Source organism: Streptomyces nanhaiensis (assembly GCF_046614825.1).
In the GTDB taxonomy this organism is placed as follows: domain Bacteria; phylum Actinomycetota; class Actinomycetes; order Streptomycetales; family Streptomycetaceae; genus Streptomyces; species Streptomyces radiopugnans.
Genome location: NZ_JBKJFM010000006.1, coordinates 1 through 14529, shown reverse-complemented (window position 1 = coordinate 14529; position 14529 = coordinate 1). Strand labels below are relative to the sequence as shown.

The window sequence follows — 14529 nt, the reverse complement described above, 5'->3', positions numbered from 1 at the left end:
AAGATGATCATGACCGAAGGCGGCAGAACGCCGGGGCAGCAGTGGGTCGCCACTGCTGAAGGGGAGCACCTTCGTGGTCGACGGGTGAGGGACACCAAACCCGAGGTCGCTCTCAGGAGGGCAGTGCACCGGCTGGGTCTCAGGTTCCGTCTCCAGCGGAAGGTGGCGCCACGATGCACGGCTGACTTCGTGCTCCCCGGGCGTCACATTGCCGTTTTCGTAGATGGCTGCTTCTGGCACGGTTGCCCCGAGCACACTCCGAAGGAGTTCAGAGGGCCCAATGCCGCACTCTGGCAGAGGAAGATCGAAGCCAACAGAGAACGCGACCGCCGTAACACGGCGCAGGCCACGGCAGCCGGGTGGACCGTGGTTCGGATCTGGGAGTGCGAGATCCGCCGCGACGTGGAGGGTGCCGCACAGCGGGTGGCTGAGACTGCTGGCTCGAACGGCTCGGAGTGACGCCGCCGACCGGTCAGTCCTGAGGGATGGCCAGGGTCAGCTGGTCATAGGGCAGCTCTGGCCGACGAGCACAGTGCGCGACGAGCGGACACTCCGAGCACCTGGGCTGCTCGTCCCTGCACAGATCCCTACCGATGAGTCGAATCGCACCCATGCGCAGTGGAGCATCCTTGCCTGCGCCCACGAGCTTCACCAGATTCACGCGGCCCTCGCTGAGGCGATTCGCGTGGTACGTTTCGACACCGTTCACGCGAGCTGCAACCCGCAGCGTGCTCTGGCCGACCAGCATGAGGTCCTCTCCGATCAGCAGTCGGTAGAGGGATGCCTCGGCCGGCTTCATGGCCACCTTGGCGGGTACGTCGAAGCGCTTTTTCCACTGCCAGTCGTAAGGCTTGTCCACCAGCGGTGCCAAGCGGTCGAGGCGGGACCGGACAGTCGTCGTGGGCGCTACGTCGATCAGTTTCTTGAACAGTGCCGCGGTGAGTGTCTTCGACCTCTTGACGGTGGTCATCAACTCCGCCATCACGACTGGCTTGATCTTCGCACCGGAGAGTACGGCTACCACGGCAGCGTGGAGCGGTACCGGCTCCTCACCAGGCAGCTGATACCAGTCACCGCCTTCGCGCCTGCGCTTCGCCCAGTCCGTGAGGTCGTTCCTGACCTCACGCCAGCGGGGCTTGAGACCGACGGACTCCGCCACGTCATCAACCGGCTGGAGTACCTCGGCAGCAGCCTCTCCCAGAAGCGGAGGTACAGCGTTTCCGATCTGCCGGAAGGCGTCGCTCCGGGTGCCGGCAAACCGGAAGTGATCCGGGAACGTCTGCACGCGTGCGGCCTCCCGCACGGTGAGGGTTCGTAGTTGCTCCGGGTGGATGTACCAGTAGCCGTCCTTGGCGATGTGAGCGGTGATCGTACGGCTCAGCTCGTCCCACGCCAGCTTCTTGTACTTGTCCGTGTACTTTTCGGCGCTGTACCGCTGGTACCCCTTCTCGTCCTCGGTCAGCTTCTCCTGAAGCTGGGAGTACTTCGTGTCGGATTCCATGACCTCGAAAATCCGGTGGTCGTCCTTCCGGACCCTCCGGGTCATGTGATCCCAGACCACACCACGCGGCGCCTTTTCGCGCATCTTCATGGCGAAAGGCGACAGTTTGTGAGGCTTCCGGTACTTCAGTACCCGCTCTCCCACCCGCTCCGTGGGGACGACCTCCAGCTCGGGCAGGTCACCGATGGCGTCGCGCAAGGTGGTGCGCCGGGAGTCGGGCTTCCGCCAGGTGAAGTCGTCGACGTCCTTCCTCGCCAGGAGGATGAGACGCTTCCGGTGTTGCGGGACACCGTAGTTCCACGCGTCAACAAGCCGCACCTGTGTCGCGTAGCCGAGCTCCTCCAGCTCGTCCTCAATCGTCCGGATGACGAAGAAGTCGTCGTGAAGCCCCATGTCGGGGACGTTCTCCATGAGAACCGCCCGCGGACTGATCCGCTTCACCATGTCCAGGTAGGCGCTCCAGAGCTCCTTGCGGCGATCTTCGGGATCGCGGCCATGGTTTTTGACCAGATCACGGATCTTGTTGCGTCCGGCCCTGCTGAAGGGCTGGCAGGGAGGTCCTCCAGCTACAAGGTCGATCGCGGCTGGCTTGAGGATTGTTTCAAGCCGGTCGCGTTCAGCAGGGTCACCAAGATCCATCTTCAGACTGAGCCCCGGGAAGTTCGCCCTGTGGGTTTCCAGCGCTCGCTCGTCGAAGTCGACGGCTGCTGCTGTAGTCCATCCCGCGCGCTCGAGGCCAGCGCTCAGTCCGCCGGCGCCGGAGAAGAGATCGACAGCCAGCCTCTTACCCTTGCCGAAGCCCTTCAGCCAGTCCTGGAAGCTGTCCGGGGTGCAGCTGTGGTCGTTGGGGTCCAGCTTGAGGTAGTCGCTGCGTTCGAGAGGTACGCCGTAGTGCCCCTGCTTCACAGCACAACCCTTCGTACGCATGACATGAACCGGGACCAGGAGATCACAGAAGCGCTGGTGGAAGCAAGGATTCCAACGAAGTGAACCTGTGGAAACCTGCTGCTCACTCACCGCGCGTCCCAGCTACCGCGGATCCTCGGAACCCCCCGCACCCCAGGTCCGAGTTGGTGCTCTGTGGACTCTGAGACGACCAATCGTAAACGACTGAGAGATGATGATCCTCATTGGTTCAACGAGGGACTTCAGCAGAGACACAGTTGCCAGGTTTTCCCAGCTCAGCCAGCTGACGTACCAGCTGGTCCCTCGGACGGGCAAGCTGGGAGAAGCTTGGCCTGCTCCGATGGACATCCGAGAGCAGGACTTGAGCCCTTCGGAAGCATGCTCACCGCAGGGATCGCGGGGAAGAAGGAGTCGCGCCGTCGTCGCTCGTTCACTCCGGGCCTCAAAGCCGAGGTTGCCGAGCTGTGCCGACGCAGGGACCTCTCGGTCGGCCAAGTTGCCAAGAGCCTCGACCTGACCGAGACCACGGTGCGCGGTCGGACCAAGGAGACCGAAGTCGGCTCGAGCAAGCGGGAGAGCCTGACCACCACACCGCTGGCACCCGTCAAACCAGAACAAACTCAGCCAACCACCCACCAGACAGACTGGCAACGAAACCGGGACCGAAGACAGGCGGCCGTGGTAGTCCTGAAGCCACGCTACTGCGATGAACGGACGACGAGGGGCATGGACATCTCCGATCTTGGTGCACTGGTCATCACACGCCGCAGTGGAAACGAGCCGATAACGATCGGCGACGCGGCCGTGGGCACACTCGGCGAGTTCTGGAGTTGGGCGTGCTCAGATCTGGCCAACAACACCATGCGCGGCGTCCTGGCCGAGTACCTCGTGGCCACGGCCTTGGGCGCCGCCGCAGGCACCCGCACCGAATGGGACACCGTCGACATCCGCACGCCTGAGGGCTGGCGCGTCGAGGTGAAGTCAGCGGCCTACCTCCAGTCGTGGACACAGTCCCGGCTGTCGGACATCTCGTTCTCCATCGCACCGGCATCCGGCTGGGACGCCCAGACCGGTACCGCCTCGGCCGATGTGTTGCGCCGTTCAGACGTGTACGTCTTCTGCCTCCTGCACCACCAGGACAAACAGACCCTCAACCCGCTGAACCTCGACCAGTGGACTTTCCACGTCCTGCCCACCCGCGTACTCGACGAGCAGTGCCCCGGCCAGAGAACCATCCGACTCTCCAGCCTGGGGTTTCTCAGTCCGCTGAAAACCTCGTTCGGCGGCCTGCACGAGGCAGTGGCCGCGTGCGCCGACAGCATCCATGGCTCCTGAGCGACCATGTGCTGCCTGGGCCGCCCCGGTCACGAACAGTTTCACGTCCACCTCGGCGAGCTGCCGGAGGCGGCCCTTCCACATGCGGTGTACTGCCAGGCATTTCAAGAGTGTCCATCACCCGAAGATCATCCTTCCGACATGATGCCGAGGTCTCCACGCTGGGAGCCGCCTGGGAGCCGACCTGTTCCCCAGGCCCCTCCCAGGCCACCCGAGAGCAACCGTGCCTCCCTCTCTGACCTGCTGAAACGTCATCGCAGCCGGTAAGATCAACAACCGGACCTCATTCGGGACGAAGAGGTCGTGGGTTCAAATCCCGCCACCCCGACAGCCGAAACACCAGGTCAGGGGCCTGATCCGCACAGCGGATCGGGCCCCTGCCGGGTTTCCGGGGACTGTTTGGGAACCATTCGGGAGCTGAGCGCGGGAAACGGCTCCCAGTCAGTTTCTGAGGCAGGCGCGGGATTCCAGGAGCGGAACGCGATGCTCTGGTCCGCGTCATGGGCTCGGGACGCCGGTCTGACACCGCCGGGCGGACGATGGGGCAGAGTGGATCATCTCTTCACAGTTGCGGGTCGTTCGGCGACTCCGGTCTCACCCACTGGACTGGCCGCAGAAGGGCTGTTCGAACGACAGCACCTTCAGGAGTGGGTAATCGACAACCCGCAGATCCTCGGGGAGTCGGTACTGGTGATCACCGCGGAGTTCGACCGGTGGACCGACATGGACGGGGTTCCGGCGCGGGGCCGGCTGGACATCCTGGGGTTGGACGTCACGGGACACCTCGTGGTGGTCGAGCTGAAGCGGGGAACGGCCGACCGGGATGTCCACCTCCAGGCGATCGCCTACGCCGCTCTGGTGTCCCGTTTCGACCTCGACACTCTGGCCCAGGCACATCGCGACTTCCTCGCGAGCAGAAAGCAGGCCCTCGACCTCGAGGCTGTAGGCAGCGCCTCCTGGACCATGTCGACGGGGAGTGGAGCACGGAGCTGCTCCAGCGGCCCCGGCAGGTGGTCACCGCCGCCGACTTCCCAAACAGGTCACCCACACCGTGGTGTGGCTGTCGGAGCTGCGGCTGACGCCTCGGCACGGCGTGACGGAATCCATCCGCGAAGCCATCGCCGCGTGGGTGGGCGAGGACGACAGCCGCGCGACAGCCACCTGGAGCAACAACACCGCCAAACCCCTGGTCCGGGAAGCCGACAGCAAGGCCTGTACACCGACCGGACTGGCCAACCACATCTTCCACAGCGTGACCGAGCGGAAAGCCGACGGCATCCAGGCACAACCTGGTGGGTCGTCGACACCAGCCACGTACCGGACGATGTCGGCCCCGACGAGTGGGTGGCCCTGGCGGGCGCCGACCTCGCGTCCCTGGCCAAGCGGCTCAACGGCACGGGAAAGGACTGGACGGGCCTGCACAACTTGCCGGGAGCCATCCCGCCCGGGCGCTGGACCACGTACGGCGATGTCGCGACCGTCATCGGCAGCCACGCCGTCCCCGTCGGCACCCACCTCGCCACCTGCGACCAGTACCCCAACCCGTGGCGGGTCCTCAATGCGGCCGGGCGCGTCAGCACGGGCTTCCGGTGGGCCGACCCGACACGCACGGACACACCCGCAGACATCCTGACGGCCGAGGGCATCCGCTTCGACGGGGACACCGCAGCCCGGGAAGCACGCCTGCCGCTGGATGAACTCCAACGTCTTCCGGGCAGCTGACACCCTGTCGGAAGCTGTCGCGGTCCGACGAAACTGTGGCCTGTCGACGCGGCCTGGGATCCGGGTCTCGCCCCCGCCATGACCGCCCTCGGCGTCGCGCTCCACGAGGAGGCCACCCTTGACCTTCTGGTGGACGACCTGTCGGCCGGAGGTAGGAACGCCTGAAGGCGCACAGCAGATGCTCAGGGTGCGAGCCCGGTGCTCCGGAAGCCGACCGCCTACCTGATGTCGATCATCCGGACCGGCTGCCCGGTGGTGCGGGCGATGGTTTCGAAGTCCCGGTCGTAGTGCAGCAGTGTGAGTCCTGCTTCTTCCGCGGCCGCGGCCACGAGAAGGTCGACGGCTCCGGCACTGCGATGCTCCCCCTTGGCCGTGAGCCCGCGCTGGACGACGCGGGCGCGCCGGTAGACGCCGTCGGGCATGGGGCACCAGGTGAACTGGTTCAGTCGCCCCTGGATGGCTTCACGGTCCTTCTCGGAACGTGCGGAGTAGAGCACTTCCAGTTCGGTGAGGTCACACAGGGCGACCAGCCCGGCGCCCATCCGCTGCTCCCAGTCCTCGGTTGCCCGGCGCAGCAGGAGACGGACCAGGGCCGACGTGTCGATGAGGTAGTCGGCCACGCTCACCGGGCGGAACCACCTCGGTAGTTGCGCTTGTCGAGGAGGAGTTCGGCGTCAAGAGCGCCTTCGTCCGCGAGGTCCTGCAGTTCGTGCAGGGCGCGCAGACGGCGGTTGCGGGCCACGATCTCCCGCAGGGCGGTGTTGATGGTGTCCCGCTTCGTGGAAGTGCCCAGCTCCTTTGCCGCTGCCTCCAGGGCGTCGTCGTCGAGGTCGATGACGGTTCTGCTCATGAGCACCACCTTCATATACATCAATCAATGTATCAATATACATGACTCAATGTATCACGGGGCGGTCCAGGCCGGCCCGGACGTCTGCGGACCGGTGAGCACACCACTGACAGCAGGAGGCAAGGTCCCCCGCGGCCGAGGCGGACCGATTCCGGTCCGGTGCGAGCAGGTCTCGCCGGTGCCGTCTACGCCGCACCGGCTGCCTCGGCCGCAGCCGCCGGCTGAAGCAGCCGGGCCAGTTCCTCACGCCCGCGCCTGATGACATCGAGCGCCGATGCCGGATCCGTACCCGGCGGCAACGGAGTATCGGTGAGCACATCCGTAAGCGTGTACCGGCCGAGCAGCCACCGCTGCAGTGCACGCCAGTCGGTTCCCCGGTTGAAGGGGAGGTTGTTCGCCCATGGCGATGCCTCGTATCGGGTGCCGTCGGCGCCGTTCGCGTGGAGCAGCCCGGAGCGGCGCACCAGGCACGGGAAGCAGACGCCGCAGTTGGCGACGGGAGGGCCGCCGCTGCGGCGGGTGGGCGGCTTGCCGCAGCTCAGGGTGGACTCCAGGTCTGCCGGGGTGAGGCCCGCGTCGCGCCCTGCCCTGCACACCTCGCCTTTCGTCAGCTGAGCCAAGGGATTGACCACCCGTACCGCGCTCCCGGCGTCGCTCACGGCGGCAATCACAGCGTTCAGACCGGCCAGCGTCCACGGGTGCACGGAACGGGTGGAGCAGGCGGCCGAACGCGCGGGCGTCAGAGGTGGATTGAGGGCGAGCTGGCCGTTCTCGGGGATGTGGACGGTGGCCACTCCGTGCGCGGTGGCGGCACGGATCGCTCCCGCCGCGTACAGCAGGCCGCGGGTGCGGGAGGAGGTCTCCAGCCGCAGCCCGGAGCCGTCGCCCGCCGGGGTCTGGCTCATCGGTAGCAGCATCACCGGCCGTGGTCCGCCCAGTCGCTCGACGGCCTTGTACACCCGCTGCTGGAGACGCAGCAAGCCGATCTCACGGAACATGACGAGCAGCAGCGGCCGGGGGTTGTCGGCGCGCGAGCGGGTGGCGGCCCAGCTGAGGGAATCCAGTCCACCGGAGAACAGCGCGACTTCCGAGGCACGAGGGTCGTCGGGGAAGATCATCGCCTCCTCGACCCGATGGCCGGTGAGAGGCCGGAAGTCCACATTCCAAAGGTCCCCCGTGAGGATCTGGAGGAGCGCGGTGAAGTGGGTACGGACGGCTGCGCTCTGCCACCGCTCGTACTCCGTGACGGGCACGGTGAGGCTGATGCGGCGGGTCCACCGGTCCCGGACGCCGGTCCGGCGTACGTGTTTGTCGGCGATGAACGCGGCCCTGGCGACGCGGAACAGGTCCTCGGCCCAGTCGGGGACCGGACCGGGCAGGTGGTGCCGGCCGGTGATGCGGCGCTCCTTCTCCTGGAAGTCCTCCTCGCCGATCTCCGTCCATCGGGCATCGTGCGGCCGATCCCCGCGGTGGCCACGCCACCAGAGGAAATGGTCGGAACCGGTCATGCCGCGGCTCCCTCTTCTCCGGTGGTCTCGTCAGTGATCAGGCCGAGTGCCCTGCCGACCGCCCGCGGTACCAGCGACGCGGCGATCTCGGGAAGCACGGCTGACGGATCCTGTGCACCGCCCACTACCGGCTGCGCGGTGTCCACGGTCTCTGGGAGATCCGTCGCTTCAGCGGCCACCTCGCAGGGATTCGGCACCAGATCCACCGTCTTCTCCGCGACCCAGTCGGCGATCCTGCCCTCCGGATCGGTCGCGATGAGCACCGGCACTGCCAGTTTGACGTGCTCGGCAACCACGGACCGGAGGAATTCCCCCACCATGTCGGCGAAGAAGATCTGGTAGAGATCGCACAGGATGCCCCAGGCGAAGCCGCCGTGCGCGGCACCCGCGTCCATGGCGTCGTCCAGTTCGGGGTGCCTGTCGCGGACATCGCGGACCGCAGCGGCCACACCCCTGCGCACCGCGGCGTCGGCGAGTGTGCCGCCGTCTCCGCCGACCTCTAAGACGAGACGTGCGACGAGCGCGTCCGCCGACTCGGCGCCCTCGGCGGCCAGCGAGCTCAGGGCCTCGGCGAGCCGCTCACCGGCCGCGCAGGCCGTGTCGTACAAGCCGAAAGCCGATCGATCGGCACGGAGCGTCTCGTGCAGGGCACGCAGATGGTCCGCGGCGATCTCCTCCAGACGCTGATCCGCGTTGCGCGAGTCCGCCCGCCAGCGCGCCAGCCGTCTCGCAGCGGAACTCCACCGGTCGCCATTCGGCCCCTCCCACCGCGTGGACGTCCCCACAGCACCCCCAGCCCGACAGTGTCCCTCCCCGCTCTTCGCAGTCATGGCATCAGACCGGACGATTCCCAGGTAGGGCGCGACTCGGCCAGGGCGGCGCGGACCGGACTGGGAGCCGTCTGGGAGCCAACCTGCCCCCGGAAAACCTCCGGAGCCACCCGAGACCACGGCAGTCCGACGCCCTGACCAGGGAAAATGCCATCCATGCTGGCAGGCTCGCCAACCGGACCTCGTTCGGGCCGAAGGGGCCGCGGGTCAGTCCGCCGCGGCCCCACCGGGCGAGCCGGCGGTGGCCGCGTCGCGCAGCGCCCTCAGCAGGCCGCGCAGGGCGGGCTGTTCGAGGGCGGTCTCCCGTACGGCCGCCGAGATCACCCTGACCGGTTCGGGGTTGCGGACCGGGCGTACGACGACGCCGGGATGCCGGACGCGCAGCCCCGGTCCCGGCATCGGACCGATGCCGAGGCCCGCCGCAGCGAAGCCCTGCGCGGTGGCGTAGTCCTCGCTCCTGACGGCGAAGTCGGGGCTGAAGCCGACCGCCGCGCAGGAGTCGGTCACCGGCTCCAGGCAGGGCCCGGACGGTTCACGCGGCTGGGGGTCGCTCGCCATCCTCGGCGCGGCCGCCGGTTATGCGGTCGCGTTCACCTACATGGGCCGCACCCTGGCCGGCAGGGGTACGCCCACCATCTCGCTCTCCGCCGCCCAACTCGTCGCAGCGGGCGCGCTGACCGCCGTCGCGGTGCCGTTCGACGGCCTGGAGGCGATCGACCCCGGCCCGGCCGCCCTGACCGCGGTCGTCGTCCTCGGTGTCCTCTGCACCGCGGTCACCTTCCACCTCACCCACCGGATCATCAACGACGAGGGCGCCACCGACGCCGCGGTGGTCGGCTACCTCCTGCCCGTGGTCTCCGTCCTCCTCGGCGCGGTCGTCCTGGACGAGCGTCTGAGCCTCCGGGTGGTGCTCGGCATGGCCGTGGTCCTCGTGGGCGTCGGGACGACGCGGCGGAACGGAGCGGTGTCCGCGTCCGCGGCGCCGGCCGGTGAGGGCGCGGTGGATGGTGCGTCCGCGGCCGCCGACGGCCGGGCCGCCCGCCGCGCGGCCCAGGGAGGCGGGCGATGACCTCCGGCTGATCCCGGTTGCGGTCGGCGCACCGCGCGCCGGCCGGTGAGACGCCCCCGTCCGCCCCGCCCCCGCCTTCCGGCCGGGGCGGCCGCACTTCCCGGGTTCGGGCGACGAGCGGCGGGAGATCACCTTCGGCCTGAAGTCGTACGCCGCGTGACGCGACCGGTGGCATTTCGAACCACCGGCCTGCCCCCCCACCGGGTCCCCGAGCCGAGTCGCGCGGCGGGGCTTGCCGAGTGGCCCGTGTTCGGGGAAGCAACGATCATGAACGGCGATCGGTGGCTTGAAATAGACGCTCTGGCAAGGATTTTGACGATGCATATGTGATGTGCATGTGCTTTGGCAAGGCTGTTCCAGCCGACGGATGATCAATACCCTGAGGCTGTCTGCCCGTCACGTCTTCGATGGAGCTCGCCTTGTCCGGTACGCAGCAGTTCCCCGACATACTCTCGCCCGAGTTCGCCGCCGATCCATACAGCGCCTACCGCGCGATGCGCGAGAGCGCGCCGCTGATCTGGCACGAAGCCACCCGCAGCTACGTCGTCTCCCGGTACGAGGACGTGGAGCGGGCGTTCAAGGACGGAACGTCGTTCACCACCGACAACTACGAGTGGCAGGTCGAGCCGGTGCACGGGAAGACGATCCTCCAGCTCAGCGGCCGCGAGCACGCGGTGCGCCGGGCCCTGGTGGCCCCCGCCTTCCGGGGCAGCGACCTGCAGAACAAGTTCCTGCCGGTCATCGAGCGCAACTCGCGCGAGCTCATCGACGCCTTCCGCCGCACCGGCAGGGTGGACCTGGTGGACGCCTACGCCACCCGCTTCCCCGTCAACGTCATCGCCGACATGCTGGGCCTGGACAAGGCCGACCACCCCAGGTTCCACCGCTGGTACACCTCGGTGATCGCCTTCCTGGGCAACCTCTCCGGCGACCCGGAGGTGATCGCGGACGGCGAGCGCACCCGGGTGGAGTTCGCCGAGTACATGATCCCCATCATCCGGCAGCGCCGCGAGAACCTGGGCGACGACCTGCTGTCCACGCTGTGCGCCGCCGAGGTGGACGGTGTGCGGATGAGCGACGAGGACATCAAGGCGTTCTGCAGTCTGCTGCTGGCCGCCGGCGGTGAGACCACCGACAAGGCGATAGCCGCCATCTTCGCCAATCTGCTGGCCCACCCCGAGCAGTTCGCCGCCGTGCGGGAGGACCGCTCGCTGATCGACCGGGCGTTCGCCGAGACCCTGCGCTACACCCCGCCCGTCCACATGATCATGCGGCAGACCGCGCAGGACGTGGAGGTCAGCGGCGGCACGATCCCGGCCGGGGCGACCGTCACCTGCCTGATCGGCGCCGCCAACCGCGACCCGGGCCACTACAAGGAGCCCGACTCCTTCGACATCTTCCGCGACGACCTGACGGCCACCACCGCGTTCTCCGCCGCGGCCGACCACCTGGCCTTCGCGCTGGGCCGGCACTTCTGCGTCGGGGCGCTGCTGGCCAAGGCGGAGGTGGAGATCGGCGTCAACCAGCTGCTGGACGCCATGCCGGACATGCGGCTGGCCGACGGCGCGGAGGTCGTCGAGCAGGGCGTGTTCACCCGCGGCCCCAAGGAGGTGCCGGTGGTGTTCACCCCCGCCGCCTGACCGGGCCGAGCCGGAGGGCGGGAGCGGCGAACGGCGAACGAGAACGGCAGCGGAAACGGAAACGGCCGTGCCGTCGCCGGAGCGGAGGGCTCCGGCGGCGGCACGGCCGGCCGTACGGGGGCCGGTGTGCGGCCCGCCGCAAGGACCGCCGCAAGGACCGCCGCAAGGACCGCCGCAAGGACCGCCGCGAAGAGGGCTACACCACGGGGGTGAAGGCGACCGGCAGGGAGGTCAGGCCCCGCATCCAGATGGACGGCCGCCAGGTCAGCTCCTCCGGCTCCACCGCCAGGACGATGTCCGGCAGCCGCTCCAGCAGCGTCTCCACCGCGGTGCGGGCGATGACGTCGGCCAGCTGGGGGGCGGGGTAGGGGCAGCGGTGCTCGCCGTTGCTGAAGCTCAGGTGGGCGGAGTTGACCTGCGCCCCCACATGCCCCTCGGGCCAGATCTGCGGGTCGGTGTTGGCCGCGGCCAGCCCCAGCACCAGGCAGTCGCCGGCCCTGATCTGCCGGCCGCCGAGCTGGATGTCGCGGACCGCCCAGCGGCCGATGAAGTTCTGCGTGGGGGTGTCCAGCCACAGCACCTCGTTGAGCGCCTGGCCCACGCTCACGCGGCCGCCGGAGACGTTGACGGCGAAGCGGTCGTCGGTGAGCAGCAGCCGCAGGGTGTTGCCGATCCAGTTGCCGGTGGGCTGCTGGGCGGCGGCGATGATGGAGATCAGGTCCTGCACGATCTCCTCGTCGGTCAGCCCGGCCGGGTCGGCGATCATGCGGGAGGTGACGTCCGGGCCGGGATCGGCGCGCTTCTCCGCGACCAGCCGCTGGATGCGCTCCTGGACGCGGACGTAGGCGGCGACCGGGTCGTCGCCCTCCGAGGCGTCCAGGGACATCCGCAGGTCCTCCACCAGGTCCTCGGTGTCGGACCCGGTGAGCGGCATGCCGCACATCCGGACCGCCGCGCGCATCGGCAGGGCGTGGGCGTACGCGGACATCAGCTCCGCCTGCCCGCTGCCCGCGAACTCGGCGAGGAGCTGCGCCGCGATCTCCTGGCAGTCCTGGGAGAACTCCAGCTGGTCCACCTCCTCCAGCGCCGCGCTGATGACGCCCGCGCGGCGCTGGTGCTCGGCGCCCTCGGTGAACAGCACCGACGGCTGGTAGCCGACGAACGGCAGCAGCGGCCAGTCGGCGGGGATGGCGGGCCACTGGTTCCAGCGCCGCGAGTCCCGGGCGAACAGCTCGTCGTGGCTGGTGACGTAGGAGACCTCGGCGTATCCGAGCACCAGCCAGGCGGGGATGCCGCCGTCCAGCAGCACGGGGGCGACCGTGCCGTGGTCGCGGCGCAGCGCGCGGTAGAGCTGGAAGGGCGTCTGCTGGTACTCCAGGCCGCTGAGCGGAACGGCGTCGGGGTGGGCCGCGGGGCAGCCGGGGGGCGGGGCGGCTGTTTCCTGGGCGGGCTGGTCGGACTGGGCGGGCTGGTCGGTCATACGGTCATCTCCCGTGCCAGTGCCTGCTGGTAGAGGTGGTCTACGAGGGTGATCAGCACGTTCTTGCCGGACTCGCGCAGCCGGGCGTCGCAGTCGACCAGCGGCACGTCCTCCGGCAGGTCCAGCGCCTGGCGGATCTCGTCCAGGGAGAAGCGCGAGGCGTCGTCGTCGAAGCGGTTGACGGCCACCACGAACGGGGTCCCGTGGTGCTCCAGACGGTCGATCGCGTACCAGGAGTCGGCCATCCGCCGGGTGTCCACCAGCACCACCGCGCCGAGCGTCCCGGAGAACAGCCGGTCCCACAGGAACCAGAAGCGCTCCTGCCCGGGCGCCCCGAAAAGGTAGAGCACGGTCTGCTCGTTGAGGCTGATCCGGCCGAAGTCGAACGCCACCGTGGTGGTGTTCTTGTTCCGCAGGCCGGCGATGTCGTCCACCCCCGCACCGGCCTGGGTCATGACCTCCTCGGTGTTCAGGGGGCGGATCTCGCTGACGGATCTGACCAGCGTCGTCTTCCCGACGCCGAAGCCGCCCACTATGACGATCTTCAGTCCGGTCTCGGCGGCGTCCGCGAGCGGCGTGCGCGCCGGGGCCTCAGAGGTTGCGGAGTCCAATGAGCACCTCCTTCAACAGGGCGGATTCGGGCGCGTCGCCGTGCGCTGCGGACGGACGCGGGTTCCGTGCGGTGATGCGTCCGGCGGCGAGCAGATCGCCGAGGAGGATCTTCACCACGGTGATGGGCAGGCGCAGATCGGCCGCGATCTCGACCACCGCGGTGGGGTGGGCGCACAGTTCCAGGATCCGTACGTGCTCCGACTGCATGCCCTCCGTCGGCCGGCACTCGCTGACGATGAGCGTGACCAGGTCCAGCCCGGCCTCCTCACCCCGGCTGCGCCCGCCGGTGACGGTGTAGAGCCGGTGGGGGTCGCCGATGTCGACGGGTTTGCGGATCATGACGGGACGCCGCCCTCGGCCGGCTTGCGCGGCTCGGCCCGCAGGTGCTCGCCGATCTGCTCGACCAGCTCGTCCATCTGGTGGCCGACCACTCCGGGGTCGGCGGTGTCGTCGGCGACGACGGCCAGATGGGCGCCCTCCCCGGCCTCGACGATGAACAGCAGGCCCCCGTGGAACTCCGTCATCGAGTGCCGCACCCCTCCGCTCCCGTCGCCGAACTCCACGGAGGCTCCCTGCGCCAGGGCCTGCATCCCGGAGGAGATGGCCGCGAGCTGGTCGGCCCGGTCCAGGGTCAGACTGCTGCTCCAGCACAGCTTGAGCCCGTCGCGGGAGAGCACCAGGGCGTGTCGGGTCCCGGGAGTGCGGTTGAGCAGGCTCTCGAGAAGCCAGGTGAGGCTGTTGTCGGTGGTCTCCATGATCTGCATCGGGCGTTCCGGGCCGACTGTCCGGCCACCGGCCCGTGCCTCCAATCTCACGGTCTTCGCTGGGGGGTGGGGTGCCCGCCCGGACGGGCGGGCACCCCGGGTGTGTCGGAGGGGCGCGCCTACTCGGAGGGGTTCTCGGGGCGCCTGGAGCGGTGGAACGCCCCGAAGCTCGCTCCGGCGTCACGGGCGGGGCGCTTCCGCTGCGGAAGACCGGCGGATGCGTCGGCCGCCCGCTCGCGGGCGCGGTCGGCCCGGGCCAGGGTGCGGCCCCGGGGCCGCACCGGCAGCCCGTGGGCGGTCTCCCCGGCCGCG

At 68.9% G+C, this 14529-nt stretch carries 16 protein-coding genes and 1 pseudogene; 6 read left to right on the top strand and 11 right to left on the bottom strand.

Annotated elements, in window-relative coordinates; all coding sequences use genetic code 11:
* Window positions 1-3: 3 nt before the first annotated feature.
* Window positions 4-459: a very short patch repair endonuclease gene (locus tag ACLIYP_RS03400; RefSeq protein ID WP_412711645.1), complete on the top strand. Its 456-nt coding sequence runs from the start codon at window positions 4-6 to the stop codon at window positions 457-459.
* A gap of 13 nt (window positions 460-472) precedes the next feature.
* On the opposite strand, the gene ACLIYP_RS03395 is transcribed toward ACLIYP_RS03400, so the two are convergent.
* Complete coding sequence (locus ACLIYP_RS03395; RefSeq protein WP_412711644.1) at window positions 473-2407, bottom strand: DNA cytosine methyltransferase; 1935 nt, start codon at window positions 2405-2407, stop codon at window positions 473-475.
* 378 nt (window positions 2408-2785) lie between these two features.
* Here ACLIYP_RS03395 and ACLIYP_RS03390 point away from each other — a divergent pair, with 378 nt between their 5' ends.
* The 3 genes from ACLIYP_RS03390 (at window position 2786) to ACLIYP_RS03380 (ending at window position 5629) form a co-directional block, all read left to right on the top strand.
* Entirely contained in the window at window positions 2786-3742 is a 957-nt protein-coding gene (locus tag ACLIYP_RS03390; RefSeq protein WP_412711643.1) for a transposase, read from the top strand.
* Window positions 3743-4291: 549 nt separating this feature from the next.
* Window positions 4292-5464: a hypothetical protein gene (locus tag ACLIYP_RS03385; protein ID WP_412711642.1), complete on the top strand. Its 1173-nt coding sequence runs from the start codon at window positions 4292-4294 to the stop codon at window positions 5462-5464.
* Between the two features lie 33 nt (window positions 5465-5497).
* Window positions 5498-5629 (top strand): DUF2399 domain-containing protein, encoded by a 132-nt coding sequence (locus ACLIYP_RS03380; protein ID WP_412711719.1) that lies wholly within the window; start codon window positions 5498-5500, stop codon window positions 5627-5629.
* Between the two features lie 53 nt (window positions 5630-5682).
* On the opposite strand, the gene ACLIYP_RS03375 is transcribed toward ACLIYP_RS03380, so the two are convergent.
* From ACLIYP_RS03375 to ACLIYP_RS03355, 5 genes are all read right to left on the bottom strand, one after another.
* On the bottom strand, window positions 5683-6090 hold the full coding sequence (locus ACLIYP_RS03375; RefSeq protein ID WP_412711641.1) for a PIN domain nuclease: 408 nt from the start codon (window positions 6088-6090) through the stop codon (window positions 5683-5685).
* Window positions 6087-6314, bottom strand: a complete 228-nt coding sequence (locus ACLIYP_RS03370) for a type II toxin-antitoxin system VapB family antitoxin (protein ID WP_093851651.1) — start codon at window positions 6312-6314, stop codon at window positions 6087-6089. The genes ACLIYP_RS03375 and ACLIYP_RS03370 overlap by 4 nt, the downstream gene beginning before the upstream one ends.
* A 185-nt stretch (window positions 6315-6499) precedes the next feature.
* Window positions 6500-7822: a 7-cyano-7-deazaguanine synthase gene (locus ACLIYP_RS03365; protein WP_412711640.1), complete on the bottom strand. Its 1323-nt coding sequence runs from the start codon at window positions 7820-7822 to the stop codon at window positions 6500-6502.
* On the bottom strand, window positions 7819-8607 hold the full coding sequence (locus ACLIYP_RS03360) for a hypothetical protein (RefSeq protein WP_412711639.1): 789 nt from the start codon (window positions 8605-8607) through the stop codon (window positions 7819-7821). Before ACLIYP_RS03360 ends, ACLIYP_RS03365 begins: the two co-directional genes overlap by 4 nt.
* Before the next feature lie 252 nt (window positions 8608-8859).
* Window positions 8860-9210: a LysR substrate-binding domain-containing protein gene (locus ACLIYP_RS03355; protein WP_412711638.1), complete on the bottom strand. Its 351-nt coding sequence runs from the start codon at window positions 9208-9210 to the stop codon at window positions 8860-8862.
* 40 nt (window positions 9211-9250) lie between these two features.
* Here ACLIYP_RS03355 and ACLIYP_RS03350 point away from each other — a divergent pair, with 40 nt between their 5' ends.
* Both ACLIYP_RS03350 and ACLIYP_RS03345 read left to right on the top strand, forming a co-directional pair.
* A complete protein-coding gene (locus tag ACLIYP_RS03350; protein ID WP_412711637.1) occupies window positions 9251-9721 on the top strand; it encodes an EamA family transporter in 471 nt (156 codons plus the stop codon).
* A gap of 419 nt (window positions 9722-10140) precedes the next feature.
* Window positions 10141-11361 carry a cytochrome P450 gene (locus ACLIYP_RS03345; protein ID WP_412711636.1) on the top strand — a complete coding sequence of 407 codons (1221 nt, stop codon included), beginning with the start codon at window positions 10141-10143 and terminating at the stop codon, window positions 11359-11361.
* A 196-nt stretch (window positions 11362-11557) separates the two neighbouring features.
* On the opposite strand, the gene ACLIYP_RS03340 is transcribed toward ACLIYP_RS03345, so the two are convergent.
* The 5 genes and pseudogenes from ACLIYP_RS03340 to ACLIYP_RS03320 form a co-directional block, all read right to left on the bottom strand.
* A complete protein-coding gene (locus ACLIYP_RS03340) occupies window positions 11558-12841 on the bottom strand; it encodes a cytochrome P450 (protein WP_412711635.1) in 1284 nt (427 codons plus the stop codon).
* Complete coding sequence (locus ACLIYP_RS03335; RefSeq protein ID WP_412711634.1) at window positions 12838-13452, bottom strand: GTP-binding protein; 615 nt, start codon at window positions 13450-13452, stop codon at window positions 12838-12840. The genes ACLIYP_RS03340 and ACLIYP_RS03335 overlap by 4 nt, the downstream gene beginning before the upstream one ends.
* Complete coding sequence (locus ACLIYP_RS03330) at window positions 13433-13792, bottom strand: DUF742 domain-containing protein (protein WP_093657386.1); 360 nt, start codon at window positions 13790-13792, stop codon at window positions 13433-13435. The genes ACLIYP_RS03335 and ACLIYP_RS03330 overlap by 20 nt, the downstream gene beginning before the upstream one ends.
* A complete protein-coding gene (locus tag ACLIYP_RS03325; RefSeq protein WP_093657819.1) occupies window positions 13789-14208 on the bottom strand; it encodes a roadblock/LC7 domain-containing protein in 420 nt (139 codons plus the stop codon). Before ACLIYP_RS03325 ends, ACLIYP_RS03330 begins: the two co-directional genes overlap by 4 nt.
* A 128-nt stretch (window positions 14209-14336) precedes the next feature.
* A pseudogene (locus ACLIYP_RS03320) lies at window positions 14337-14529 on the bottom strand (ATP-binding protein); the annotation flags it as partial.